This window comes from Corynebacterium qintianiae (genome assembly GCF_011038645.2).
Taxonomy (GTDB): Bacteria; Actinomycetota; Actinomycetes; order Mycobacteriales; family Mycobacteriaceae; genus Corynebacterium; species Corynebacterium qintianiae.
In genome coordinates this window covers 207,837-233,559 of sequence record NZ_CP064955.1, presented here as the reverse complement: position 1 = coordinate 233,559, position 25,723 = coordinate 207,837, and the positions used below count along the sequence as shown (strand labels likewise).

The window sequence follows — 25,723 nt, the reverse complement described above, 5'->3', positions numbered from 1 at the left end:
TTCTACAACCCGTTGATGAGGCCCGGACCGAGCGTCATCACCAAGCCGGCGATGCCGGCCAGCGTCATGCTCAGACCGTCCTTGCCGGTGCGCAGGGCACGCACGCCGACAACGACCAGCGCGGTCACCACAAGAGCGAGGATCACGGCCGCGGCGACCGGGAGACTCGCCCAGACCCACCGGAATGCGAGGAACCCGAGCACGCCGGCTACCAACCCGAGGAAGACGAACAGCACGAGCGAGATCGGGTTGACGGCCGCGTCCTCCTCGACGGGCTCCGCCGCCTGTCCCGGCTCATCCGCGCCGAACAGGTCAAACTCTCCGGTACGGTCCTGCACCGGTTGTTCCACGGCCGTCTCCGTCTCGACGACTGGGATTTCACCCGTCGCATCGAGCGGCACCGCAGCCGGAACGGGAGCAGGGGCCGGACGCTCGAACTTCGACCAGGTGGTGGTTTCCGCGGCGGCGGGCGCCTTCTGCTCTGGCGCCGGGGCGTCCACCTTCTGCAGAACGACGGTTTCCGGGGCGGTCTCCTGCGCGGACTGCGGCTTCGGGGTTCTGTCAACGGGGTCGATCGGGACGCTGGAGTGCTTCGACTCCACCGGGCGGGCGTCGACCTTGCGCAGCGAACCGGTTAATTCAGCAACGGAGACTCCGCCCTCGTCGAGGCTGCGGCGGCGCCGGCGGCGCGGCTGCTCGTCGCCGGGGTTTTCTTTCTGAGCGCGCGCCAGAAGTTCCGCGACAGTGAGCTGCGAGTCATCCGCCATTAGCTCTCTCCTTCGAATTTTTGTCCCTGATCGATCCACCGCAAGATCACGCCTTCGCGCAACGCCCACGGGCAGATTTCCAACTTATCAATATTTAAGGCGCGCATCGCGGCTTCAGCCACCAACGCGCCTGCGACGATTTGGTGGGAACGGTCTGCGTTGATGCCTTCAAGCTCCGCCCTGTCCGCTGCCGTCATGCGTGAAATGAACGCGATCAGCTGCCGAAGGCCCGGCGCGGTGAGCGTGCGCTTGACAAAAGGGCCCGCCGACGACGGTGCCGCGCCAGTGAGGCGGGCGAGCGTGCGCAGCGTTTTCGAGGTGCCCACAGCCAGCCCGGTCTCACCGAGGGCGCGGAACTGCTCCGCCGGCAGAGCCAGCTCGGCGTCGATGAAATCGCGCAACAGGTTGATCTTTTTGCGCTCGGGCGGGTCGGTGTCGAACCACTGGTGGGTGAGGCGGCCCGCACCCAGGTCGAGGGACACCGCGAGGTCGGGAGTCTCCTCGATGCCGGTGGACATCTCGAGCGAGCCGCCGCCGATGTCGATGTTCGTGATCCGGCCGGCGGACCAACCGTGCCAACGCCGGGCCGCGAGGAACGTCAGGCGCGCCTCCTCCACACCGCTGAGGATGCGCAGCTCCACACCGGTCTTCTTCTCCACCCGGCGAAGCACGTCATCCGAGTTCGTCGCGGAGCGGATCGCAGAAGTGGCGAACGCGAGGAACTCCTCGCACTTCAAGTTCCCGGAAAGGTCCTTCGCCTCTTGGACGGCGCCGACGAGTTTGTCGACACCCTTGTCCTCGATCGCGCCGTCCGCGTCGAGAAGCTCGACTAGCCGCAGGGGCTGCTTCCAATCGCTCATCGGAGTCGGACGGCCGCCGCTGTGGGCATCGACCGCCACGAGGTGGACGGTATTGCTGCCAACATCTAATACACCTAGTCGCACACAACCAGAGTAGTGGGTCTACGGTACTCAAGTGTGAATCAACCAGCCCAAAGTCCCGTTTATCTCGGTTTTCCCGCCAGTTCCCCGGCAGGAAAGTCCATTCTCGCAGGGCGTGAGGTTGCCGCGGATTTCCCCCGCGAGTGGTTCGAGTTCATCCACCCGGAGGACCCGAAGCACTACATCACCGTCGACTTGACCTGGCTGGAGTCCACGTGGAGCTGCCGCTTCGGCACCTCCGAATGCCACGGCATCGATGAAAGCCTCCCCGTGGCCGGCTGCTGCATTCACGGCGCGTACCTCTCGGACGAGAAAGACCGCGACGACCTCTACAACGCCGTCGCCGAGATGCCCGCGCAGTTTTGGCAGCTGCGCCCCGCCGGCGTCGACCCGTACATCGAGGCAGCCGACCCAACAGCGCTTGAGCCGTGGCTGGAATGGGATGAGGGAGAGGAAGAACCCAGCCTGAAGACAACGCGTGTCGACGGTGCCTGCATCTTCGCCAACCGCGCCGACGCCGAAACCGGCCCGGGCTGCGCTCTGCACCAGTGGGCGGTCGCAGAGGGACGGAGCGTCATCGGGTCCAAACCGGAGGTGTGCTGGCAGGTGCCGTTCTCCCGCGAAGACGAATGGGAGGAGCGTTCCGACGGCGAGGAAATTTTGCGCACCACCATCGGCGAGTACGACCGGCGCCAGTGGGGCGGCGGCGGGGAAGATTTCGACTGGTGGTGTACCGGTGACTCCAACTGCCACTCGGGAAGCGGCGGCACACCCGTGTGGAAGTCCATGAAAGACGAGCTGTCGGCGTTGATCGGCGACGCGGCGTACCGGGTCGTCGAGAAGCACTGCTCAGCGCGCGCCACCCTCCCGGCCTTTGCCAAGGCGGCCCACCCCGCGAGCCGCGATCAGGCCTCGAACTTGTAACCGAGGCCACGGACGGTGACCAGCTGGGTCGGGCGCGACGGCGCCACCTCAATCTTGGTGCGCAAACGCTTGACGTGGACGTCGAGTGTCTTTGTGTCGCCCACGTAGTCCGCGCCCCAAATGCGTTCGATGAGCTGTCCGCGGGTGAGCACCCGGCCCGCGTTGCGCATGAGGTACTCGAGCAGGTCGAACTCCTTTAGCGGCATCGCCACAGGCTGTCCTTCGACATAGACCGTGTGGCGAGAGACGTCCAACCTGACCCGACCGCCTTCCAAGACGCGGTCGTCGGACTCTTCCTCCTCTTCCACGACCTCGGGGCCGCGGCGCAGTACCGCGCGGATGCGGGCGATGAGCTCTCGTGTGGAGTACGGCTTGGTCACATAGTCATCCGCACCCAGCTCAAGGCCGACAACCTTGTCAATCTCGGAGTCGCGCGCCGTGACCATGATGATCGGGACGGCCGAGATAGCGCGGAGCTTCTTGCACACGTCGGTCCCGCTCATCCCGGGCAGCATCAAATCGAGCAGCACCAAATCGATGGCATTGGCGCTGAACTCCTCGAGCGCGGTCTGCCCGTCCGGGGCCACGACCGCCTCGAACCCCTCCTTGCGCAGGAGGTAGGCCAAGGGGTCGGCCAAGGATTCTTCGTCTTCGACAATGAGGATCGTCGTCATTGCTTCTCCCTTTCCTTACGACGCGCGGCCACCCGCATCCCGGCGGGACCACTGGGCGCACTGGGTTTTTCCGCCTCACGCTCCCCCATCGCGACCTGGGTCTCGGGGGTGTAGATCGGTAGCTCAATGGTGAAGGTGGAACCCGTTTCGGGCCGCGACCACAACTTGATGTTACCTCCGTGGTTGGCCACGACATGCTTGACGATGGCCAAGCCGAGCCCGGTGCCGCCTGTCGATCGGGACCGGGCCTTGTCCACGCGGTAGAAACGCTCGAAAACGCGCTTCTGGTCCTCTGGGGCGATGCCAATTCCCCGGTCAGTAACGCGGATAAGCACGACCGAGTCGCGCACGATCTTCTGAGTGATGGTCACCGGCTGGTTGTTGGGCGAGTAGTTGACCGCGTTGGACACCAGGTTCGACACTGCGGCCGTGAGCAGGGCCCGGTCGCCCAGCACCTTGATGCCGGTACGCGCGGAGCGCGTCAGCTCGATTTCGCGGTTGTCTGCGGTGACCTGGTTTCGCTGGATGGCGTCGTCGATGACGTCGTCGACACGCACCGGCGCCATCTCGGGCAACGCCTCGGCGCCCTGCAGCTTGGACAGGCTGATCAGGTCTGTGATCATGTCCCCCATCCGGTGGGACTCCTTGAGCAGCTTCTCACCGAAGTAGGTGACCATCTCCGGGTCCCCCGGATCCTGCAGAAGCGCCTGGGCGAGCAGCGAGACGCCACCGACCGGAGTCTTCAGCTCGTGGGAGACGTTAGCCACGAAGTCACGGCGGGCGGCCTCCATGCGAACGTTCTCCGACTCGTCGGTGCCGTAGACGATCACGAACGACGTGTCGGTCAGGGTGAGAGGCTTAACGACGGCCCGAACGCTGCGCACCAGGCTCCCCGTCGCCCGTTTAGGCAGGTCGAGGTCTATCGTGCGCGTCTCGAGGTCGTCGAAAACGTCGCGTGCGGTCTCCATTACCGTCGGGTTGACGGTACGGCCATGCACGATGGACATCTCGTGGGCGCGGGGGTTCGACATGATGACCCTGCCCGTTCGATTGACCACCAGGAAACCGGTCGTGGAGCCCTGGATGGCCAGGTGCAGAACCTGGCTCATCGTGCTGACGTGGTGCTCTTCGGGCTCGGGCAACGACGCACCCTGGCCGCGGCGCCCCACCCAGCGGGCGAGCGCGACCGCAGCCGCGGCGAGCAGGGCGCCGAGGACGAAAGCTACAGCAGGTGACAAACCGGCTTACTTCTGGTTTCCCTGGTTCGCCACCGCTGCGGCCCCGGCCGCCGCCGCCTCGGGATCCAGGTAGGTGCCGCCCGGGTTCAGTACGGCGCCGCGTTCACCGATCTCGTAGACCAGCGGCATGCCGGTCGGGATGTTCAGACCCGCGATGTCGTCGTCCGAGATGTTGTCCAGGTGCTTGACCAGTGCACGCAGGGAGTTGCCGTGGGCGGCCAGCATGACGGTCTTTCCCTGCAGCGCCTCGGGCAGGATGACATCTTCGTAGAAGGGCAGGAAACGCTCGACAACGTCCTTCAAACACTCCGTGCGGGGCACCTGCGGCAGGTTGGCGTAGCGCGGGTCGTTCGCCTGCGAGTACTCGTTGTCATCTTCGAGCTCCGGCGGCGGGGTGTCGTAGGAACGGCGCCACGTCATGAACTGTTCCTCGCCGAACTCTGCGCGGATCTCAGCCTTGTTCAGGCCCTGGAGCTTGCCGTAGTGGCGCTCGTTGAGGCGCCAGTTGCGCACGACCGGGATCCAGTGGCGGTCGGCCGCATTGAGGGCGATGTTGGCCGTGCGGATCGCGCGGCGCAGCAGCGACGTGAACACGATGTCGGGCGCGATGCCCTTCTCCACGAGCAGCTTGCCGGCGTTGACAGCCTCTTGTTCGCCCTTCTCAGTGAGGTCGACGTCGACCCAGCCCGTGAATTGGTTGGACTCGTTCCACTTGCTCTGTCCGTGCCGGACCAGAATCAGCTTTCCGTTGCTCATGCCTTCAAGCATGCCACGAATCCGGGCCCCTCACCCACCGAACGGTTCCCGCTCCGAGCTGCCCGGCACGAAGGTGGACAGGGTCTCCTCGTACACCCGCGATAAGGCGGCCGCCGAGACGGCCCAGCTGAACCGGCCGGCGTGTGCAACCGCGGCCTCACCCATGGCGATGCGCCTGTCGTCGTCGTCAAGCAACTCCTCGAAAGCGTCGGCCCACGCGGACGGATTATGACCGCTGACCAAAAGGCCGGTTTCACCGTCCGCGACAGCGAGGGGCAAACCACCGACGTGCGCCGCGATCACTGGGGTGCCGGTCGCCTGCGCCTCCACAGCGACAAGGCCGAAGGATTCGTTGTAACTGGGCACCGCGACGATGTCCGCGGCCTGGTACACCGACACCAGTTCCTCCGGCGGGCGCGGCCCCAGGAACCGCACGCGCCGTGCGATCCCCTCCTCGCGCGCGAGCACCCGGTAGTGATCGACCGTCGACCCGCTTCCCGACGCCCCGCCGCACACGACCACCCGCACATCGCGGTTCGGGTCGCGCCGCACCAGCTCACCCACGGCCCTGAGCAGCACCTGCGGGCCCTTGAACTCTTGCAGCCTGCCCACGAACGCGATGACGTTCGCGTTCAACGGAATGCCGAGCTGGCGGCGAGCGACCTCGGTGTTGCGGTTCGTGCCGGGTGTGAACAGATCGGTGTCGGCACCTGGCGTGACCACCGCAATTTTCGACGGGTCCACGTCGTAGTGCCGCGCCAGCTCGAGTATTTCGTCTTCGGTGTTGACCACGAGCGAGTCCGCGTTGTCCACCAGCTGCTGCTCGCAGATCCGCCGCGCCTCCCCCTCCGGCTCGTCGGCGTGAGAGCGGTGTGCGTTCTTCACAGCCGCCCACGTGTGCCCGGTGTGGATCAGCGGCACGCGGGCGAGATCCGCCAGCAGCCACGCGACTTGACCGGAGAGCCAGTAGTGCGAATGAATGAGGTCGTAGACGGCCCTTTCCGCGCGGGCAAACTGGAGAATGCCGCCGGCGAAGGCGGCGAGCTGAGTCGGCAGGTCCTCCTTCGCCAGCCCCTCGTACGGACCGGCGACGATATTTACCACGCGCAACCCCTCGCGGACGTGCACCACCTCCCCCTGGCTCGGACGGGTGGCTCGGGTGAATATGTCCACCACCACACCCCGGCGCGCCAGCTCGCGCGCGATGTTTACGACGTAGACGTTCATGCCGCCGGCGTCCCCAGTGCCCGGTTGCTCGAGCGGGGACGTGTGCATGGAGATCATCGCGACGCGCATGCCCGCAATTCTAAGTTGGCGTTGCGCTAATAGGCCGCATGTCGGTGCCAGGAGCCAAAGTCTGCGGCGACCTCGGCTGCGAGGAGCCGGTAGGCGTTCAGAGTTTTCTGGTGCAGTCGGTCCAGTTCGACCACCGCGCCTTCCGCGAGGTGCCGGTCGTACGGAATGAGGTGGACGGCCCGGGTACGGGAGGTGAAGTGCTCGGTGAGGCGGGCCATGTCGATCGTCGGGGCTCCGGGCGCGTTGGCGGAGACGACAACGACCGCGTTGGCGGCGAGTTGGTCGTGGCCGTGGAGGCTGAGCCAGTCGAGGGTGGCGGCCGCCGACTGCACACCATCGAGCGCTGGCGTCGTGACCAAAATCAGTACGTTGGCCAGGTCGAGCACTCCAGCCATCGTCGAGTGCATGAGCCCCGTGCCGCAGTCCGTGAGGATGACGTTGTAGTGGTGCTGCAGGATGTCGACTGCGCGCCGGTAGTCGGCCTCGCTAAACGCCTCGCTCACCGCCGGGTCCCGCTCGGAGCCGATCACCTCCAGCCGCGATGCCGCCTGGTTGGTGTAGGCGCGGACCTGCGGGTAGCGCGACGTGTCGGGGGCGGTGAGCAGGTCCCGGATGGTGGCTGGCGCCGGGGCGGCGGCGCGCTGGGCGAGCGTGCCCAGGTCCGGGTTCGCGTCGATGGCGATCACCCTGTCCCCCCGAGTCTGGGCGAAAACACCTCCGAGCGCCACGGTGGTCGTGGTCTTGCCCACCCCGCCCTTCAGCGACATCACCGCGATGCGGTAGTCGCCTCGCAGCGGCGCCCGGATGGCGTCGACAAGCTCCTGCTCCCGCACTTCGCGCTTCGAGCGGCCCGGGTTGAGGCGCCCACCCGTCGAGTCGTGGACCAGACGGCGCCAACCCCGCTGCGGTGGCGCCCCGACCGGGTTGACCAGTGTGGACTGGTCAAGGCCCGGTGGCGGGAGCAACTCGTTGCTCGGCGGCTCGGCGAAGCGCGATTGCGGCTGCTGCACCCACTGCGTCCATGAGATTCCTGTTGCTTCGGTGTTGTGCATGTCGGTTCCCCCCGTTGTCGTGTGCACCCCGTCACCCACATTTCTTACCCGATGTGGGGCGGCATGCAAGGCGGGCGGTGCAGAAAAGGGGTCCCCGGTTACGATTTGGATTAAATGTGATGCGAAACACTGACGCTTCCCTATACTGATACGGAACCCTACCGCAAAGAATCGAAACCCAAAGGAGCCTCTTATGGGCGCACTGGAAGAAAAGGCCTGGTTGAAGCACTACGCGCCGTGGACGCCGCACGAGGTTGACCTGGGAGAGGACACTCTCGTCGACATTTACGAGCGCAACCTCGCCAAATTCTCGAACCGGACCGCAACGTGGTTCTTCGAGAAGACTATGACGTACGCGGAACTCAACGAGCAGGTGCTCAAAGTTGCGGCGGGTCTCCAAGAACTCGGTGTGAAGAAGGGTGACCGCGTCGCGCTCGTCATGCCCAACTGCCCGCAGCACGTGATCTCCTTCATCGCCGTCATGCGCATCGGCGCCATCGTTGTCGAGCACAACCCGCTCTACACCGCCGCCGAACTCCTGCCCCAGTTCCAGGACCATGGTGCCAAGGTTGCCATCGTCTGGGACAAGGCGGCCCCGACGATCTCGACAATCCGCAAGGACGCACCCCTGTCCACCATCGTTTCGGTCAACATGATCGACGCGATGCCGCTGAAGTATCGCGCGGCGCTGAAACTCCCCGTCCCCAAGGTCAAGGAGCTGCGCGACAAACTCACGGGCGACGCGCCCGCCACCATGCCGTGGGCCGCGCTGATGATTGACAAACAGTTCGAGGCCCCAGAGAACGTGGCGCAGGACGACACCATTCTCATCCTCTACACCTCCGGCACCACAGGCCCGCCGAAGGGTGCGCAGCTGACTCACGCGAACCTGAACTCCATGCTCAAGACAGGCATGGTGTGGGTGAAGGACCTGGGCAAAGAGCCGGAGAAGATCATGACGATCCTCCCTCTCTTCCATGTTTACGGTTTCGCCCTCACAGTCGGTCTGGGCATCGGCACCGGTGCGGAGCTGATCCTTGTCCCCGCGCCGGAGCCGCCGCTCATCGCCATGGCGATGAAGAAGAACTCGCCGACCTTCTTCCCCGGCGTGCCCACGCTGTACGAGAAGATCGCCGAATCTGCCATCGCCAGCGACAAGAAGTACCCAACAATCCGCAACTCCTTCTCCGGCGCATCCACCCTGCCCGCAGCGACGATTGAAAAGTGGGAGGGCATCACTGGCGGCCGTCTCGTGGAGGGCTACGGCCTCACGGAGACCTCGCCGATCCTCACCGCGAATCCGATGGACGGAAACCACCGCCCCGGTTACATCGGCGTGCCGTTCCCAAACACGGAGATTCGCATCGCCAACCCGGACAACCTGGATGAGACCATGCCGGACGGCGAACCGGGAGAGCTTCTGGCCCGCGGCCCGCAGGTGTTCAAGGGTTACCTGAACAAGCCGGAGGCGACGGAAGCCGCGTTCCACGACGGCTGGTTCCGCACCGGCGACATGGGCGTGATGGAGGAGGACGGCTTCATCCGTCTCGTCTCCCGCATCAAGGAAATGATCATCACCGGCGGATTCAACGTCTACCCGGACGAGGTCGAGCAGGTGATGAAGCAGCACCCGGACGTCGAGGACATCGCGGTCGTCGGCCGCCCGCGCAAGGACGGTTCAGAAGACGTCGTCGCCTGCGTGACGCTTCGGGAGGGTGCGGTTATCCAGTCCGACACCCTGCGTGAGTTCGCCCGCGAGCGACTCACCGCCTACAAGGTGCCGCGCACCTTCTACCACTTCGAGGACCTCTCCCGCGACATGACGGGCAAGATCCGCCGCCGCGAGGTGCAGGCAATCCTGATGGACATGCTAGAGCAGGGCGACGACACCAAGGTCGGCGAGAACTAGAGCGCTTATCGACGACTGAAAGCCGGTGCTACGCACCGGCTTTGCGCTTGCCCCGGCAGGGAAAGAACTTCAAAATCAAAAGGGGTGAAGCGGGCAGAGACCGTAGGTGGTTTCGAATGCGCCACGGCGAACTTCTTCACCGTGGCCGCCGCGACACGGGCCGAGTCTGCGACTGGCCAGTCGTTGACTGTCGGGCTTTGAACAGGCCGGGCCGACGGCGCGCGGCCCGCGGTGGTTACGGCTGCCTTCCCTGTGGGGAGGCGGTCCTGACACTCTGTACGTAGGAGAGTTTATCAATGGATTCATCTACTGCATCCTCGTACGGGTGCGCACAGTGTCAGTGTCCCAGTGTCACGGGTGTGGCAGCGGCACGGATGGGAAAACGGGTTTCTCGGCTACCCCACCACCAGCGACATCTCACTGGGCAACCAGTGGTACGTCCAACACTTTGAGGGCGGACACGTCTACACGCATAATGCACTACCCGCTACACAGGCCAGCATCCAGGGAGCTATCTACGACAAGTGGCAGTCCATGGGTGGACACAACAGGGATCTTGGCTTTCCCATCAGTGATGAGCTGACCACCCCAGACGGAATCGGACGCTACAACGTCTTCGAAGGCGGAATGATCTACTGGACACCACAACACGGAGCACATCCGGTGAGCGGAACATTTCTGCTTCAGTACACTGAACAGGGATTTGAAAAAGGGCTTTTGGGGTACCCCATAGGGGATCCGGTTGCACAAGATAGCTTCTGGCAGGAACAGGAGTTTATGGGCGGAAAATTGACGGGTGTGTCCCAAATAACCAAGGACCTCTACTGGCCGATTTTCGCTCCCGTCGTTGGTTCCTCCGTCCTCCAAGCAGAAACTTTTGATGACGATGAAGCGCGCGAAAATTACCAGGAGCGCGTTCTCCCATGTATTGAATACGAGCTTCCAGCAGATACGAAACTAGCTGCGTGGCGAGTACCGGGCAAAGGTATGGTGACCCTGGATTGCAGACGATTCCGCACACACATGGCGCCTAATCCGGAGGTCGGGGGACATCCGGGCCATTTTGCGAATTATCCTCTAACTAGGAAAGAGTGGTATGATTTTCTGAGATGCGTCTCCTACACTTTCCCAGCGGAGGACCTTGATCGACCCGGTCTTGGCAATTGCCCGCAACGAAACTAACGAGTTTGTTACCGCGTGGGCAGGAGACGATGAGTACTCGACAGAATGGGCAAGATGCGTCAAGGGGCTTCCACTTTTATGGCAGTAAAGCTGACGATAGCCTAGCTTCATGGAACCCCGGAAAATTATCCTTTGGCCAGAATTTGGCCACCCAAGTTCCTTGTGGGCTTCTAAAGAACTAGCAGTCAACGGTTTCGAAGGAAGGGCCTACTATCTTCCCGAGGATTTAGGTATAGAACCTGCTTTGGGAAACGAGATCCTTGAGTGGACGAGAGAATTCAGTTTAAATTTCATCGATAAACCCGACAGCTTTCGCGAGCGACCTCAGTGGAAAGAGGACTTCGATCGGTTTCGGTGGTACGACAAGGGCTGGGACATCACGTATAAGTTGAGGGAGGATTTCCCAGCGGTGCAGATCGTTCCTCAATTTTCTCATTTCGTGTTTTCCATCAATGAAAGACGAGAAAATCTCGGAAAAAGTCCCATCTGTTTTCCGGGAGAAAACCTTACAGGTCACGTATCCATAAGGGACATCGGTAGGAATGGCTAACAGAAGTTTTTAAGAATTGCCCATGCTCCCCTCATGCATCACACGCACACTGACACCGTAGATCTAGCTGCAACGAACCAATGGGCAAACCATCCGTATCCCGTACGTTTGTCACGTCTAACTTCTCACGCCTATTGCTGATGGTCACCTGACTCATCCTTGGGTAAGACAGCAAAGTAGAGATTAGTGACTGGAACGCTTCAGGAACTCTGGTTACCGCTGATTGTCACAGTGAAGCGCGTAAGAACCCGAGCTGTAGGTCATCGTCAGTCTCTGAAATGAATTAGTAGAATCTCGCTGGTTTTCTTATCTGCTATGCCAAGTAAACCGGTGGGCGAAGTTCGAACGGTGGTCCAGAAACCCGCCCAGGTGGAGTAATGCCTCCCGAGACAACCGAAAATTTCAGGCTCCCAGCCTACGCGGGTGAAAAGATATGTCTTGAAATCCGCACATGCCACTCCGAACGGTAGGTAGGATGAGCGCCACACCAGTTAGATAGGCACAACTAATGAGGAGGTCGCTCGCGATGGGGGCGTACGAGAACAAAGCTTGGCTGCGGCACTACGCGCAATGGACCAGTCCGCAACTGGCCTACGGCAACGACACCCTGGTTTCCCGCTTCAACGATGCGGTCTCCGAGCACCGCGACAGGAAATTCACCTGGTTCATGGGCAAGGAACTCACCTACGGTGAGGTGGACGACCAGGTGCGGCGCATCGCTAACGGGTTGACCGGACTCGGCGTAGAGAAGGGTGACCGCGTCGCCATCGCATTGCCGAACTGCCCGCAGCACGTCGTTTCCATTCTGGCGGTCCACAGTCTCGGCGCCACCGTCGTCCAGCACAACCCGCTCTACACCGCGTACGAGCTGCAGGAGCAGTTCGAGGACCACGGAGCAAAGATCGTCATCGCGTGGGACAAGGCATCGCCGGTGTACAAGGAGCTCGCGCGCACCACGCCGCTGGAGAAGGTTGTCACCGTCAACATGATTGACGCCATGCCGTGGCACCTACGGACGGTGCTCGGTCTGCCGCTGGGCTCCATCAAGAAGAAGCGCGCCGAGCTTACCGGCCCCGCCGAAGGAACGATCCCGTGGTCGCGACTGCTTCAGAACGAGCCGAACCGCGAGACCGTGGAGGTCACCCAGGATGACATCGCTTTCATCCTGTACACGTCCGGCACGACCGGTTCCCCGAAGGGCGCTCCCCTGACGCACGCCAACCTCAACGCGAACGTCGTCGCCGGCTTGGAGTGGTTCGGCAACTTCGGCGAGCAGGAGGAGCGCATCTTCGCCGTTCTCCCTCTGTTTCACGTCTACGGCTTGACCCTCAACTTCGCGATCGGCTTCGCCGTGGGGGCGCAGATTGTGCTCGTTCCGGCTCCGAAGCCGGAGCTGATGTTCAACGCCATCGAAAAGACAAAACCGACAATGCTGCCGGGTGTCCCCACCCTGTACGAACGCATCTCTGACTGGGCGATTGAGAACAAGAAGGACATCACCTCCATCCGCTATTCGTTTTCCGGGGCAGCTACCCTGCCGACTGCGACACTGGAGAAGTGGGAGAAGGCCACCGGAGGACGCCTCGTGGAAGGCTACGGCCTCACCGAGACCTCTCCGATCCTCACCGCCAACCCGCTTGACGGCAACCGCCGCCCCGGTTACATCGGCGTGCCGTTCCCGGACACGGAGATCCGCATCGCCAACCCGGACAACCCCGCAGAAACTGTGCCCGACGGCGAACCCGGTGAGGTCCTCGCCCGCGGCCCCCAAGTCTTCTCCGGTTACCTCAACAAGCCGGAAGCAAATGAAAAAGCGTTCCACGACGGCTTCTTCCGCACCGGCGACATGGGCGTGATGGAGGAGGACGGCTTCATCCGTCTCGTCGCCCGCATCAAGGAAATGATCATCACCGGCGGATTCAACGTCTACCCCGACGAGGTCGAACAAGTGCTCAAGCACCACCCCGACATCGACGACATCGCCATCGTCGGCCGCCCCCGCACCGATGGCTCCGAAGACGTTGTCGCCTGCGTCACCCTCCACGAAGGCGCGCCCCTCGACCCCGAAGGGCTCCAAACCTACGCCCGTGAACGCCTCACCGCCTACAAAGTCCCGCGCACCTTCTACCATTTCGAGGAGCTCAACCGCGACCAAACCGGCAAAATCCGCCGTAAGCAAGTCCAAAAAACCCTGCTCGACATGCTGGAAGCGGGAACTGCACAGTTTTAAAGCTACGGGACCGTAGGAAACCGGGATATACTCGGGCGCATGCCTTCCAACACTTCGAAACCCTGGCTCGAGTCCTATACCGAGTGGACCCCCCACTCTCTGGACTATGGAACCGCCACCCTTCCGGGTATCTACGCCGGCAATCTAGAGGCGAACGGAAACAAGCCCGCCACCCGATTCTTCGGGCGCGGGATGACCTTCGCCGAGCTGGATGCCCAGGTCCGTCGCGCTGCTGCTGGCCTCTCCGCGCTCGGCGTCAAACCAGGCGACCGGGTCGCGATCATGCTCCCGAACTGCCCCCAGCACGTCGCCGCGTTTTATGCGGTGCAGTTGCTCGGCGGCGTCGTCGTCGAGCACAACCCGCTCTACACTGCTGCGGAGCTGCGGCCGCAGTTCCAGGACCACGGTGCACGCGTGGCAGTCGTGTGGGACAAGGTCTCGGACGTTGCCGGTGAACTCCGCGCCACTACGGAGCTCGAAACGATCGTCAGCGTCGACATGACCCTAGCCATGCCGTGGACCACGCGCATGGCGCTGCGCATCCCGTTGGCCAAGGTAAAGGAGGCCCGTGCCCAGCTCACCGGACCGGCCTGGGGAACGCTCCCGTGGGAGGCTCTGACTGGCACAGCCATCGGCGGTGAAGGCGGTGACTTCACGGCCCACGCGGAATCCAATCCCGACTCCCCGGCGCTGATCCTCTACACCTCCGGCACAACAGGTCGCCCGAAGGGCGCCGTGCTTACCCACCGAAACTTGCTGGCCAACGCGATCCAGGGCGAGGCCTGGGTCAAGTCTTTCCAAGAGGCGGATCAGCGCATGCTCGCCACCCTGCCGTTCTTCCACGCCTACGGCCTAACCTTCTCGCTGACCCTACCCTTCGTCATCGGCAGCGAGATCGTGCTTCTGCCCGCCCCGAAGATCGACCTGGTGCTCAAGGCCATCAAGAAGCACTCGCCGACGTTCATGCCCGGAGTGCCGACGCTCTTCGAACGCATTGTCCAGCAGGCCAAGGACGACAACATCGACCTCTCGTGCCTGTCCATCGGATTCTCGGGCGCGTCCTCGCTGCCCGTATCGGTCATCGACGAGTGGGATGAGCTCACCGGCGGCCGCCTGGTCGAGGGTTACGGTCTCACGGAGACATCGCCCATCCTGGTCGGCAACCCGGAGAGCGCCGACCGCCGTCCCGGTTACATCGGTATTCCCTTCCCTGACACCGATATCCGCATCGCTAATCCCGACAACCTCGATGAAGACATGCCGTACGGGGAGGCGGGTGAAATCCTCGCCCGCGGCCCGCAGGTGTTCAAGGGCTATCTCAACAACACTGAAGCTACCGAGAAGGCATTCCACGACGGCTGGTTCCGCACCGGTGACATGGGTGTGATGGAGGCGGACGGGTTTATCAAGCTGGTGTCCCGTATCAAGGAGCTCATCATCACCGGCGGCTTCAACGTCTACCCCGCCGAGGTCGAAGAGGTCCTGCGTAAGCACAAGGCTGTCGAGGACGTCGCCGTCGTCGGCCGCCCCCGCACTGACGGGTCGGAGGACGTCGTGGCCTGCGTGACGCTGCGGGAAGGCGCCGAGCTCGACCCTGACAACCTGCGCGCGTTCGCCCGCGCGAACCTCACGCCGTACAAGGTTCCCCGCACCTTTTACCACTTCGAGGAGCTCGCCCGCGATCAGATGGGCAAGATCCGCCGGCGAGAGGTCCAGGCCGATCTGCTCGAGATGATCGAAACCTAAATCCCCACTCCCACCCAGACGGGTTCGGGCTCGAGGATGACGCCGAAACGCTTCTCGACGCCCGCCCGCACGTCTCGGGCGAGAGCCACAATGTCGTCTGAGGTGGCGCTTCCGCGGTTGGTCAGCGCCAGGGTGTGCTTCGTACTCAGGCGCGCCGGTGCGCACGCGCCGGGATAGCCCCGCGGGAACCCTGCGCGCTCGATGAGCCACGCCGCAGACAGCTTCTCGCGCCCGTCAGGCTGCGCGAAGCGCGGCATGCCGGCCTCCCCCACCTCGGCGGCGATGGTGTCGGCACACTCCGTCGCCACGATCGGGTTGGTGAAGAACGATCCGGCGGACCACGTGTCGTGGTCCGCGGTGTCGAGAACCATGCCCTTCGACCGTCGCGTCTCTACGATGTTTGCGCGGGCCTGCACCAGCGGGAGGCGTTCCCCGCCGAGGTGACGCAGGGGCGCCGAGAGCTCAGCAGGCCGCAGGCGCAGCTCAATTTCGAGCACAACGGCGCGGGCGGTGAACTTCAGATTGGAGTAGCGGTACGCCAGATCGAGGGACTCGGCGGGGACCCATTCATCCACCCCGGTCCGGCGGTTCCACAGGCGCACCCGGGTGAGCACGTCCGAGATCTCGGCGCCGTAGGCGCCCACGTTCTGCACCGGCGTGGCGCCCGCGGAACCGGGGATGCCGCTGAGCGCCTCGATTCCCCCGAGGCCGTGGCTCACGGCGAACGCCACCACATCGTCCCACACGGCGCCGGCACCGGCACGCACCGTGGTGGCGTCGACAAGCGAGATCCCCCCGTTGGCCACGATGACGGCCGTGAGATCAAGCGGGCCGTCTGCCACGACAAGGTTGGATCCTCCGCCAACAACCAGCAGCTCCTCCCCAGCGGCGTCAAGCGCGGCGACTGTTTCTGCGAGCTGCTCCGCACTCGTGCAGCGGATTATTGCGCGCGGCTCGCCACCGACGCGCAGGGTAGTGAGGGAGGCAAAAGATGAATCGGACACCCCTACCACGGTAGTCTGTGACCCATGACCGCACACAGCGAAGTAACCGTTACCGTCAACCACCCCGCCGCAAAGGTGCACCAGGCACTGTCCACCAAGGAGTACTGGGAGTTCATCGCCGAGAAGCTCTCCCCGGAGCCGGGCACCCTCAAGGAATTCGACGGCAACTCCGTCACCCTTTTCGAGGTGCTCCCGAAGTCCATCCTGCCCGAGGCCGCGCAAGCCATGATCTCCCAGGACCTCAAACTCAAGCGCACCGTCAACATCGGCGCGCTCGAGGGCGAAACCGCCAAGCTCGATTACACCGGCGACGTCAAGGGCACCCCAGTGGACTTCAACGGAGACATCACCTTGACCGGTGCCGGCGAGACCACCACCCTGGCCTACGCCAACGAAGCCAAGGTCTCCATCCCGTTCATGGGTGCCGCACTAGAGCCGAAGGTCGGTGAGGCGCTCGAGGAGATCTTCTCCAACGAGGCCAAGCTCACCGAGCAGTGGATCACCGATAACCTCTAGTCTTTCCGTTTCACCTCCATGGCCGGTCACGCCCACAACCTGCGCGCGCAGTCAGGGCGCGACCGGCCTTTCGGCGTGATTACCCGCGGCACGACGGGGGTGAACCGCCTGCGGCGCTCCGACCGGTGGACCCGCTTCCACCCCGACGTACAGGCGCTGCTGCGTTCGGTACCGGAGCCGCTCGCCTTGGATGTGGGTTACGGCGCATCCCACACCACCACCGTTGAATGGGCGGGGTGGCTGCGCCAGATCAACCCGCGCGTCGAGGTCGTCGGGCTGGAGATTCACCCTGACAGGGTGCTGCCCTCGCGCGACGGCGTGCGCTTCCAACTCGGAGGCTTCGAGCTGGCCGGATACCGCCCGCACGTGGTCCGCGCGTTCAACGTTTTGCGCCAGTACGACGTCGCCGATGTGCCCGCGGTGTGGGAGACGGTGACATCGCGCCTGGCGCCCGGCGGGTTGTTCATCGAGGGCACTTGCGACGAACTGGGGCGGCGCGCCGCCTGGGTGCTGCTGGGCCAGGACGGCCCACGCACGCTCACCCTCGCGTGGGACCCGGAGGACGCGTCCCGCCCCTCGGACGTGGCTGAGCGGCTGCCCAAGGCGCTGATACACAAGAACGTTCCGGGTGAGAAAATCCACGCACTGCTCGCTGCGGCGGACGAGGCGTGGGAGCGGGCCGCCGGCTGGGCACCCCATGGACCGCGCGTGCGCTGGCGGTGCGCGCATGAGGACCTAGTGGCTCGGGGCTGGCCGCTGAACCCGGTGCGGCGCCGTCTGCGGGACAACACGTTGACAATCGGCTGGGTGCACGTCGCAGACGTATGATGGCCCCATGAAACGAACCAAGGGCTCACTCGCCTGGAAGATCTTCGTCGGTATTCTCGCGGCGTTGTTAGTTCTTATCCTCGTTGCGGAGTTCGGGCTGCGCGCGTTCATCTCCAGTCAGATCGAGTCGCAGTTCGAGGAGGCAGCCCCAGCGCCCACCACGCAGGATGCTCAGGTATCGTTCGGGTCCGCCCCGTTGACCTTGGGCCTGCTCGGGGGCAAAGTTCCCCACATGACGCTGTCGGTGCCGTCGACGCTTGTGCTCGACGGAGAATCCTTTTCCGGGCAACCCGCCGCCACCGTGGAAATGGACGGTGTCCGAATGACGGACGCGGGAACAATTGCCGACACTCTCAACGTGTCCACCGAGCTGCCCGACGCGTTCGTGAGAGTGATTCTCCAGCAGCAGCTGGGATCGGCGCTTGCCCAGGTTAACGGGGTCCCGACCGAGCTGTTGCAAAACTCTGTCACCGTGTCCGACGTGACTTCCAATCCCGCAGAGGGCACTGTCACCATTCAGCTCACTGACGGGCTCGCCGCCATCGACCTGCGCCCCGAAATGGAGGGCGACCAGCTCACATTTTCCGCCGAATCGACCAGGCTCTTCGGCATCGACCTTCCCGGCGGCGTCGCCGAGCGCATTTCGCAGGCCCTGCGCGAGGGCATGCGGGACGTTGTATTCGGATCCATGCGGGTGCAAGACTTCACCGTTATCGAGGGAGGCCTACGGGTGACCCTGAGCGGGCACAACGTCAACCTCAACGAGATCAACCAGGCGTTGTAAAAACCTCCCCCGCGCCGGCGTCCAACGCCGACACCACCGCCTCGACGGTGTCCACCGTGCCGGTCACTGCGACGTCGAGCGCAGTATCCGGAATCCGCTCCCCCGCCTCGCATACGAGCTTGTCGACGCCCACCAGCTCACCGGCCCGGACAATTTCCGGCCGGTCACGGTAGAGCAAACCCAGCCGTGCCGGCGCTTCCACGGCTTGGCGCACCGCGAGGACGTCGGCAAGCACCCCGTTGTCGCCCGCCGCGTCGACATCGACGGCCAGCCACACCTCGTGGGCGCCCATGTCGACTGCGAGACGAGCCTCGGCCGCCTTGATCACGCTGTGGTGGCGCCCGTCCGGCAACCCCACCACCGCTATCACCGGGACACCGGTTCGCGTCGCCTCCTGCACCCGGGTGGGCTCAACGACCACGCCCGCACGGTGCCGGGCGGAAACGGCAAACGGCCGACCCCCGAGGGCGGTTGAGCCCGTCCTCGTAGCCAGCCATTCAAGGTCGTCCACGACATCACCAGCCGTAGTTGCCGCGGATGATGTTGTTCAGTTGCGGCCGGACATCAAAGTAGTAGATACCGATCGCAACCGCGCCGAACCACGCGACGAGAGGGAATCGGAGCAAGCAGACGATGCCGGACACTCCGACTATGGCCACCCACGCCCACTTGTTCTGGCGGCCCGCCGCGTCGTAGGCGTCGTCGCGGGTCATGGCCGCGAAGAACGCTCCCACAATGCCAGCGATGCCGATGGCCAAGAATAGGATGTTCCGGGCGATGGACGGCACGTTCAGGATGTAGCCCACCAGCCCCAAGGTATCGAGGTCCATCACGCGGACGTATCTCCTCTGCTCGCCGGGTATTTTTAGACGGTGCTGTTGCCGGAGTTCTGATCGGTGTCCCGGACAACTTCACCGTCAATGATATCGGCCGAGTCTGCAGACTCCTCATTGCGGCCGTTGACCTGCTCGGAAAGCTTCGCAATCAGGCTGTCCAGACGGTCGCGCAGATCGGTGACTGTGCCCTCCGCGTCGATGTCGGATTCCTCCGCGCGGTTGCGCACGCCCGAGACTGCTTGGCTGAAGGTCTCGCGGACCTCGTTCACGGCATTGCCGAATGCGGCTTTGACCTCCTCGGCCTCGCCCGACCCGGCGGTCGCACCGCCTGCGCGGGACACCGAACCCGCGATGTCGCGGAAAATGCCCTCGGCATCAGTGGCGAAGGACGATGCGGCGGCACGGAAATCACGGTCGTTGTCCGCGGAGTTGAAAGCGCCGCGGGCATTATCGACGGCCGCACGCAGCTGCTGGCCCAGCGTGTCCTGCGCGTCTGCCCCCTCGCCCGCGAGCGAGTGAGCGCCGGCCGGACGGTCAGCCGCACGCTCCTCGCGGAAGTTCGCGGCAAACGCTCCCACCGCGTTGCCGAGAGCGGAGCCCGCTGCGAGCCAGGCTTCACCTGCGCCACGCAGGCTGTCCATTATGGATCCGCCCGCATTGGTGCGGTTCTCGTCCGCAGTGCCGGCATTTTCGTTGTCGCGCTGAGAGTCGTACTTGGAAGTCATGCTGAGCCACCTTCGTCACTTATCGCTAATGAAAAAGTATTTGAGTGACAGTGTAAATGGCTAAACCTGCGAGTGCACCGACCAAAGTTCCGTTCAGGCGGATGAACTGGAGGTCTTTGCCTACCATGAGCTCGATCTTCTCACTTGCCTCCTGTCCGTCCCACCGCTGGATTGTTTCCGAAATAATGCCGACGATCTCGCCGGCGCCGTTCTCCGCCAGGTACCGGGTAACGGCGGCCAGGCGGCGCTGCGCGTCCTCCTGCACCACCTGGTCGCTCTCCAGCTTGCCGCCCCACTCCACGCACAACGACTCCACCTTGCGTCTAAGTGGGGAGGCGGGGTCGGAGGCGGCGTCGACAAGCGTGCTCGACACCTGGCCCCACAGACCACCCGCCGCGGATGTCACCGCATTGGAGCCCATGACGTCCGCCTTGATGGCTTCGACCCGAGAAATCATGTCACCGTCGAATTGCAGGTCCTGGGCGAACTGGTTGATGTGGCGGCGGATCGCCCTGCGGGCGTCATGGTGCGGGTCCGCGTCCATCTCACGCATGAACTCAGCCAGCTCGCGATAGACACGCTCACCCACGAGATCCTTGGCAAACTTCGGCGCCCATTTGGGCATTCTCTCGTCGATCATGGTGACCACGGTGTCCTCCATGCCCTCGACCTTGCGCCGCCCCCACGCGATGACGTCGTCGACAATCGGCTCCACTTTACCGTCCTGGATCAGCCCCTCGAGCGCACGTCCTAGCGGCGGACCCCAGACTGGCTCGGCAAACCGGTTGATCACCTGGGTGTTGATGACGCGCTCCGCCTCGACCGGGTCGACGGACTCCACGATGCGGACAGTGAAGCGGCCGACGTGTTCAGAGACACGCTCCGCGTTCTCCGGCCGGGCCAGCCACGCGCCCACGCGCTCTGGAATCTTTGCTTCCGCGACCTTTCCCGTGATCGTCTGCGCGTTAAGGAAATTTTCGCTGACAAAGTCGCTCAGCGCACCCGCCACCTGGTCCTTCTTGCGGGGGATAATGGCGGTGTGGGGAATGGGCAGCCCCAATGGGCGGCGGAACAGGGCGGTGACAGCGAACCAGTCTGCCAGTCCGCCCACCATTCCTGCCTCCGCTGCCGCACGGACGTAACCCACCCAGCCTGGCGAGGCTCCCTGCGACTGCCACCACGAGCACGACAGGAAGATCACCGCCATCACTCCGAGAAGGCTGGTGACGAAAATCTTGTGGTTGCGCAGAACTCGGCGCCGCTCCGACTCGTTGCCGGGTGCGGGGAGCGGGACGGAGCTCGGCCCGGAATGCGCGTGTTTAGCCATGACTCGATTAAAGCAGGTGACGGGACGCGAAAGAACTCCCCGCCATGGGTGGCAGGGAGTTCTGGTCGGAAACCGTGGCTAGTTGATGCGACCGGTGCGCGTGCGGTAGTCCTTGTATCCGCGGCGGCCGACGTTCATCAGGATGATTGCCGCGATCAGGGTGACGGCCACCTCGATCAGGCCCAGGACGAGCAGGCGACCGCCGGCGTTGGCCTCGGAGCCCATGCCCCAGATCATCGCGGCACCGCCCCACACTGCGAGGCCGACGCCGAAGAGCGCAGCAAGGATGAGGCCCATGGCGATCCACATGGAATGGGTGTTCAGCGAGGAGTGCGGAGCACCCAGGGAAACCGGGTCGTATCCCTCGATGTACGCGTCCTCGATGCGCTGCTGGTAATCCGGGAAGCTCTCGCTGCGAATATCTGCAACCGACTCGTGGGTGTTAGCCATGGTGATTCCTTGTCTGTAACTGTCGTACTTGGTGCCCAGTATAGGGCACTCTCAGTCGTCCTTGCCGCGGAATGCGGCGCGGGCGCGCTCTGCGTTGATGGCGCCGACTGCGTCCAGCGGAATGCCTGCAGGGCAGACGTCGGCGCACTCGCCGTAGAGAGAGCAGTGGCCGAAGTTGGTTTCCATCTCATCAACCATCTGGCGGGCGCGCTTGCCGCGCTCCTGCTTGCCCAGCGGAAGCAGCTTGAGGTGTTTCAGCTTAGCGCCGGTGAACAGGTGGGCCGCACCGTTGGGGCAAGCCGCAACACACGCGCCGCAGCCGATGCAGGCCGCGTAATCGAGCGCAAGTTCGGCGATCTCATGGTTGACGTGCAGGGTGTCGGCGTCCGGGGCGGTACCGGCCTGAACGGAGACATACCCACCCTGCTGCATCACTCGGTCAAGCGCGGAACGGTCGACCGCGAGGTCCTTGATCACCGGGAACGCACCGGAGCGGAACGGCTCGATGCGCAGGGTGTCGCCGTCCTTGTAGTTGAACAGGCGCTGCAGGCAGGCGGTGGTGTTCTGGCCGGCGCCGTGCGGACGGCCGTTGACCGAGACGCCACAGGTGCCGCAGATACCTTCGCGGCAGTCGGAAGAGAAGGTGAACGGCTCTTTGCCGGCCTCGACGTAGTTGTTGTTCACGTGGTCGAGGAGCTCGAGGATGGACATCTGCTCCACCGCATCGTCCACCTGGACGGTCTCGTAGCTGCCGTCGGTATCGGGTCCGGCCTGACGCCAGATCTCAAGTGTCAGTTTCATTACTTGTAGTTCCTTGCCATCAGAGGGATCGAATCGAAGTGGAGCGGTTCAGCGTGGCGGATGAAGCCGTCGTTGCCGGCAGGCTCCCACGCGGAGACGAAGCACCAGTTTTCGTCGTCACGCTGCGCCTCGCCGTCCTCCGTGAGGTGATCGTCGCGGTAGTGGGCGCCGCAGGACTCGTCGCGGTCGAGGGCGTCGACACACATGAGCTCACCGAGGTTGATGTAATCCGCCAGGCGAATCGCGGCCTCGAGGGTCTGGTTCATGTCGTTCGGGGAGCCCGGGATGGAGATGTTGGCCCAGAAGTCCTCGCGGAGGCGACGGATCTTCTCGATACCGGCCTTCAGGCCCTCCACGGAGCGAGCCACGCCGCAGTGCTCGTAGAGAATGTCGCCGAGCTGCTCGTGGAAGTGCTCCGGGCCGTGCGGCTCCGGACCGTTGACGCTCATCAGGCGCTCGATCAGGTCCTGGGTGCGGGTAACCGCCTCAAGAACTTCGGGGGCCTCGATGTCCAGAGCCGCCTCGCCGAGATGGTCGGCCAGGTAGTTCGGCACCGTGAACGGCAGGGTGAACCAGCCGTCAACGGACGCTGAAAGCAGCGAGTTCGCACCCAGGCGGTTGGCGCCGTGGTAGGTCCAGGACACCTCTCCGGCGGCGAAGAGGCCGTCAAGCGAGGTCATCTCGTTGAAGTCGGTCCACAGGCCGCCCATGGTGAAGTGGACGGTCGGGGCGATGCGCATCGGCTCCTGGTACGGGTCAGCACCGGTGGAGTCCTCGTACATCTCGAACAGGTTGGAGTAACGCTCGCGGATCGTGTCGACTCCGAGACGCTCGATCGCGTCGGTGAAGTCGAGGTACGCGGAGTTCTTCAGTGGTCCGACACCGTAACCGGCGTTAAGCTGCTGGGAAATGGCGCGGGACGCGACGTCGCGCGGCACCAGGTTGCCGAACGCCGGGTAACGGCGCTCGAGGAAGTAATCGCGCTCCTCCTCGGGAATCTCCTTCGGATCGCGATCGTCGCCCTTCGCCTTCGGGGTCCAGATGCGGCCGTCGTTACGCAGCGACTCGGACATGAGCGTCGTCTTAGCCTGCCATTTTGCGTTGACCGGCAGACCCGTCGGGTGAAATTGCACGAAGCACGGGGAGGCGAGGTAGGCGCCGCGCTCGTACGCGCGCATCATCGCGGACGCGTTGGAGTTCTTCGCCAGGGTGGTCTTGTGGTACACGTTGCCGTAACCGCCGGTAGCCAGGATAACCGCGTGGCCGGTGAACGGGGTGATCTCGCCCGTGATCAGGTTGCGGGTGACGATGCCGCGGCAGGTGCCCTTGCCCTGGCCCTCGGAGCCCTCGGACACAATGAGATCCATCAGGTCGTGATGGGTGAAGATCTCCACGTTGCCGAGGTGGATCTGGCGCTGCAGGGCGGACGCGGTCGACAGCTGCAGCTGCTGACCCGTTTGGCCGCGGGTGTAGTAGGTGCGGGAAACCTGCACGCCGCCGAAGGAGCGGGTGGCCAGGGTGCCGCCGTACTCGCGGGCGAACGGAGCGCCGATGGCGTTCATATGGTCGATCACGCGGGCAGACTCGATGGCCAGGCGCCAGCAGTCGGACTCGCGGCAGCGGTAGTCACCGCCCTTGACCGTGTCCTTGGTGTGGCGGTACGCGCCATCGTTGTCCACCTTCTTGCCGCGGGCGGAGTTGACGCCGCCCTGGGCCGCAATGGAGTGCGCGCGACGCGGAGCGTCGTGGTAGGTGAAAGCCTTGACGTTGTAACCGAGCTCACCGAGGGCTGCGGCGGCAGCGCCACCGGACAGGCCGGTGCCGACCACGAGAATGGTGAACTTGCGGCGGTTCAGCGGGGAGACCAGGTTCATGTGGTCCTTCTGCCACTCCCACATGTCCTTCATGCGAACCTTGGCGCTGTCCGGCTCGTTTGCCTCCAGGACGAGACCGGGGGTCACACCGGCGACGGTGGACTCGGGCTGGCGGAACTGCGAGGTCGCGGACTGTCCTGCGGCATCGCCTTGGCCGGAGTGGAAGGTCTCGGCCGGCGCGGCCTGCTGTCCGGACAGCGAGTTGTTAGCGGTAGTCATAATAATTCTCCTAGTCAGCCGTTACCTTGAGAAGCCGGGAATCCAGCCGAATGAGATTGCCAGCGGCATGACGATGTTGCCGATCACCACGATCGCCGGGAGGATGTAGGCGAGCACAACCATGACGGCGTGGCCGCGCTTGCCCAGCCATCCGAGGTCGGAGACCGCGAGGTACACGCCGTGGGTGAGGTGGAGTAGCAAGGCGAGGTTGGCAATCACGTAAATTGCCACGACCCACCAGCGGCCCGGCGCGAAGGTGGCGAGCAGGTTGTTGCGTACGGCGCCGTGGATGAACTCGTCGGAGGCGACGACCTGGCCGAGGGTGAGGTCGAGGATGTGGAAAATAACGAAGAGCAGCAGGATGATGCCGGTGATCAGCATCGAGCGCGTTGCGGTGGACTGCCAGCCGCCCATCAAGTTGGTGCGCTTGAACTTGCCTCGGGACTTTGCCGAGCGGGAGCGAAGGGCGAAGGCGCCCCAGATGTGCAGCACGAGGCTGGCAAGCAGCACAAGGCGGATGACCCACAGGATCGTGCCGTAGGGGAAGATCGGCTCACCCATCGCGCGTAGGAAGTGGCCGTACTCGTCGATCGGAGCCACGCCGTTGCTGTGCAGCGGCATGAAGATCTTGAGGTTTCCGACCATGTGGCCGAGAACGTACAGGCCGAAAAGCAGGCCGGTAACGGCCATGATCAACTTCAGAGCCCACGTCGGGACGGACGGCCGCTCGCGCAGCGGCGCTTCGGTAATTTTTCCGTGGCGAATTGCGTCACGGTCTGCGTTTTGTACAGTCATGGCACCTCCAGTGTCGGTATTACTCTACGAAATGCTCCCGACCTTTACCCACTCAACGGCCACCCGGGAGACTGCCGCGGTGAGTCGCGTTCGGGCGACCGGCGGAAACCCCGCCGCCGTGGGGGTGGCTCCCGGCGCTTCGCACCCCCACGTGCAGCGTTTATCCCCCTCACCTCCAGCCCATTTGCAACGCCAACCCCATACGTATCGGCCTCCGTGTGACATTTGACACCTGGGCTTGCCCCGGTGCGCCCGGCTTCACCTGCAACACCCCGAAGGGCGTCAAACTTTTGTTGGTC

At 63.9% G+C, this 25,723-nt stretch carries 25 protein-coding genes and 1 pseudogene; 10 read left to right on the top strand and 16 right to left on the bottom strand.

Features of this window, described 5'->3' with window-relative positions; all coding sequences use genetic code 11:
- Nucleotides 1-2 precede the first annotated feature (2 nt).
- Nucleotides 3-767: a hypothetical protein gene (locus G7Y29_RS01195; protein ID WP_165003360.1), complete on the bottom strand. Its 765-nt coding sequence runs from the start codon at nt 765-767 to the stop codon at nt 3-5.
- Entirely contained in the window at nt 767-1,711 is a 945-nt protein-coding gene (locus G7Y29_RS01190) for a Ppx/GppA family phosphatase (protein ID WP_165003358.1), read from the bottom strand. Before G7Y29_RS01190 ends, G7Y29_RS01195 begins: the two co-directional genes overlap by 1 nt.
- Before the next feature lie 33 nt (nt 1,712-1,744).
- On the opposite strand from G7Y29_RS01190, the gene G7Y29_RS01185 reads away from it, so the two are divergent.
- Nucleotides 1,745-2,632, top strand: a complete 888-nt coding sequence (locus G7Y29_RS01185; RefSeq protein ID WP_165003356.1) for a DUF3109 family protein — start codon at nt 1,745-1,747, stop codon at nt 2,630-2,632.
- Here G7Y29_RS01185 and G7Y29_RS01180 read toward each other — a convergent pair.
- The 5 genes from G7Y29_RS01180 to G7Y29_RS01160 are packed head-to-tail and all read right to left on the bottom strand — an operon-like array spanning nt 2,614 to nt 7,648.
- Nucleotides 2,614-3,306, bottom strand: coding sequence for a response regulator transcription factor (locus G7Y29_RS01180; RefSeq protein ID WP_165003353.1), 693 nt, complete (start codon nt 3,304-3,306; stop codon nt 2,614-2,616). The two genes, G7Y29_RS01185 and G7Y29_RS01180, sit on opposite strands and share 19 nt — an antisense overlap.
- The gene (locus G7Y29_RS01175; protein ID WP_196820161.1) at nt 3,303-4,544 is read right to left on the bottom strand and encodes a sensor histidine kinase; all 1,242 of its coding nucleotides are present in this window, start codon (nt 4,542-4,544) and stop codon (nt 3,303-3,305) included. Before G7Y29_RS01175 ends, G7Y29_RS01180 begins: the two co-directional genes overlap by 4 nt.
- Nucleotides 4,545-4,550: 6 nt before the next feature.
- On the bottom strand, nt 4,551-5,300 hold the full coding sequence (locus tag G7Y29_RS01170) for a phosphoglyceromutase (protein ID WP_165003351.1): 750 nt from the start codon (nt 5,298-5,300) through the stop codon (nt 4,551-4,553).
- Nucleotides 5,301-5,330: 30 nt separating this feature from the next.
- Nucleotides 5,331-6,596, bottom strand: a complete 1,266-nt coding sequence (mshA, locus tag G7Y29_RS01165; RefSeq protein WP_165003349.1) for a D-inositol-3-phosphate glycosyltransferase — start codon at nt 6,594-6,596, stop codon at nt 5,331-5,333.
- A gap of 26 nt (nt 6,597-6,622) precedes the next feature.
- A complete protein-coding gene (locus tag G7Y29_RS01160) occupies nt 6,623-7,648 on the bottom strand; it encodes a MinD/ParA family ATP-binding protein (RefSeq protein WP_165003347.1) in 1,026 nt (341 codons plus the stop codon).
- A gap of 193 nt (nt 7,649-7,841) precedes the next feature.
- Here G7Y29_RS01160 and G7Y29_RS01155 point away from each other — a divergent pair, with 193 nt between their 5' ends.
- The 6 genes and pseudogenes from G7Y29_RS01155 (at nt 7,842) to G7Y29_RS01135 (ending at nt 15,265) form a co-directional block, all read left to right on the top strand.
- Nucleotides 7,842-9,557, top strand: coding sequence for a long-chain-fatty-acid--CoA ligase (locus G7Y29_RS01155; RefSeq protein ID WP_165003345.1), 1,716 nt, complete (start codon nt 7,842-7,844; stop codon nt 9,555-9,557).
- A 348-nt stretch (nt 9,558-9,905) separates the two neighbouring features.
- A pseudogene (locus G7Y29_RS10765) lies at nt 9,906-10,046 on the top strand (LGFP repeat-containing protein); the annotation flags it as partial.
- A gap of 45 nt (nt 10,047-10,091) precedes the next feature.
- Nucleotides 10,092-10,739, top strand: a complete 648-nt coding sequence (locus G7Y29_RS01150; protein ID WP_249399828.1) for an LGFP repeat-containing protein — start codon at nt 10,092-10,094, stop codon at nt 10,737-10,739.
- Nucleotides 10,740-10,848: 109 nt separating this feature from the next.
- On the top strand, nt 10,849-11,289 hold the full coding sequence (locus G7Y29_RS01145) for a hypothetical protein (RefSeq protein WP_165003343.1): 441 nt from the start codon (nt 10,849-10,851) through the stop codon (nt 11,287-11,289).
- Between the two features lie 526 nt (nt 11,290-11,815).
- Nucleotides 11,816-13,519, top strand: coding sequence for a long-chain-fatty-acid--CoA ligase (locus G7Y29_RS01140; RefSeq protein ID WP_165003735.1), 1,704 nt, complete (start codon nt 11,816-11,818; stop codon nt 13,517-13,519).
- 39 nt (nt 13,520-13,558) lie between these two features.
- Nucleotides 13,559-15,265: a long-chain-fatty-acid--CoA ligase gene (locus tag G7Y29_RS01135; protein ID WP_165003341.1), complete on the top strand. Its 1,707-nt coding sequence runs from the start codon at nt 13,559-13,561 to the stop codon at nt 15,263-15,265.
- Here G7Y29_RS01135 and G7Y29_RS01130 read toward each other — a convergent pair.
- Complete coding sequence (locus G7Y29_RS01130; protein ID WP_235933498.1) at nt 15,262-16,269, bottom strand: UDP-N-acetylmuramate dehydrogenase; 1,008 nt, start codon at nt 16,267-16,269, stop codon at nt 15,262-15,264. The genes G7Y29_RS01135 and G7Y29_RS01130 overlap by 4 nt on opposite strands.
- A gap of 24 nt (nt 16,270-16,293) precedes the next feature.
- Between G7Y29_RS01130 and G7Y29_RS01125 the strand changes: the two genes are divergently transcribed.
- From G7Y29_RS01125 to G7Y29_RS01115, 3 genes are read left to right on the top strand one after another with little or no spacing between them, the layout of a single operon-like run.
- The gene (locus G7Y29_RS01125; protein ID WP_165003339.1) at nt 16,294-16,785 is read left to right on the top strand and encodes a DUF2505 domain-containing protein; all 492 of its coding nucleotides are present in this window, start codon (nt 16,294-16,296) and stop codon (nt 16,783-16,785) included.
- Nucleotides 16,786-16,803: 18 nt separating this feature from the next.
- Complete coding sequence (locus tag G7Y29_RS01120) at nt 16,804-17,613, top strand: class I SAM-dependent methyltransferase (protein WP_165003337.1); 810 nt, start codon at nt 16,804-16,806, stop codon at nt 17,611-17,613.
- A 7-nt stretch (nt 17,614-17,620) separates the two neighbouring features.
- Nucleotides 17,621-18,397 (top strand): LmeA family phospholipid-binding protein, encoded by a 777-nt coding sequence (locus G7Y29_RS01115; RefSeq protein WP_165003335.1) that lies wholly within the window; start codon nt 17,621-17,623, stop codon nt 18,395-18,397.
- Here G7Y29_RS01115 and G7Y29_RS01110 read toward each other — a convergent pair.
- From G7Y29_RS01110 to G7Y29_RS01075, 8 genes are all read right to left on the bottom strand, one after another.
- The gene (locus tag G7Y29_RS01110) at nt 18,381-18,908 is read right to left on the bottom strand and encodes a hypothetical protein (RefSeq protein WP_165003333.1); all 528 of its coding nucleotides are present in this window, start codon (nt 18,906-18,908) and stop codon (nt 18,381-18,383) included. The two genes, G7Y29_RS01115 and G7Y29_RS01110, sit on opposite strands and share 17 nt — an antisense overlap.
- A 4-nt stretch (nt 18,909-18,912) precedes the next feature.
- Entirely contained in the window at nt 18,913-19,227 is a 315-nt protein-coding gene (locus tag G7Y29_RS01105; protein ID WP_165003731.1) for a DUF2516 family protein, read from the bottom strand.
- 35 nt (nt 19,228-19,262) lie between these two features.
- Entirely contained in the window at nt 19,263-19,958 is a 696-nt protein-coding gene (locus G7Y29_RS01100) for a CGLAU_01105 family protein (protein WP_165003332.1), read from the bottom strand.
- 25 nt (nt 19,959-19,983) lie between these two features.
- The gene (locus G7Y29_RS01095) at nt 19,984-21,285 is read right to left on the bottom strand and encodes a DUF445 domain-containing protein (RefSeq protein ID WP_165003330.1); all 1,302 of its coding nucleotides are present in this window, start codon (nt 21,283-21,285) and stop codon (nt 19,984-19,986) included.
- A gap of 78 nt (nt 21,286-21,363) precedes the next feature.
- On the bottom strand, nt 21,364-21,735 hold the full coding sequence (locus G7Y29_RS01090) for a hypothetical protein (protein ID WP_165003327.1): 372 nt from the start codon (nt 21,733-21,735) through the stop codon (nt 21,364-21,366).
- Between the two features lie 51 nt (nt 21,736-21,786).
- Nucleotides 21,787-22,536 carry a succinate dehydrogenase/fumarate reductase iron-sulfur subunit gene (locus tag G7Y29_RS01085; protein ID WP_165003326.1) on the bottom strand — a complete coding sequence of 250 codons (750 nt, stop codon included), beginning with the start codon at nt 22,534-22,536 and terminating at the stop codon, nt 21,787-21,789.
- Nucleotides 22,536-24,629, bottom strand: coding sequence for a fumarate reductase/succinate dehydrogenase flavoprotein subunit (locus G7Y29_RS01080; protein WP_165003324.1), 2,094 nt, complete (start codon nt 24,627-24,629; stop codon nt 22,536-22,538). The genes G7Y29_RS01085 and G7Y29_RS01080 overlap by 1 nt, the downstream gene beginning before the upstream one ends.
- A 21-nt stretch (nt 24,630-24,650) precedes the next feature.
- Entirely contained in the window at nt 24,651-25,424 is a 774-nt protein-coding gene (locus G7Y29_RS01075; RefSeq protein ID WP_165003322.1) for a succinate dehydrogenase cytochrome b subunit, read from the bottom strand.
- Nucleotides 25,425-25,723: the final 299 nt, after the last annotated feature.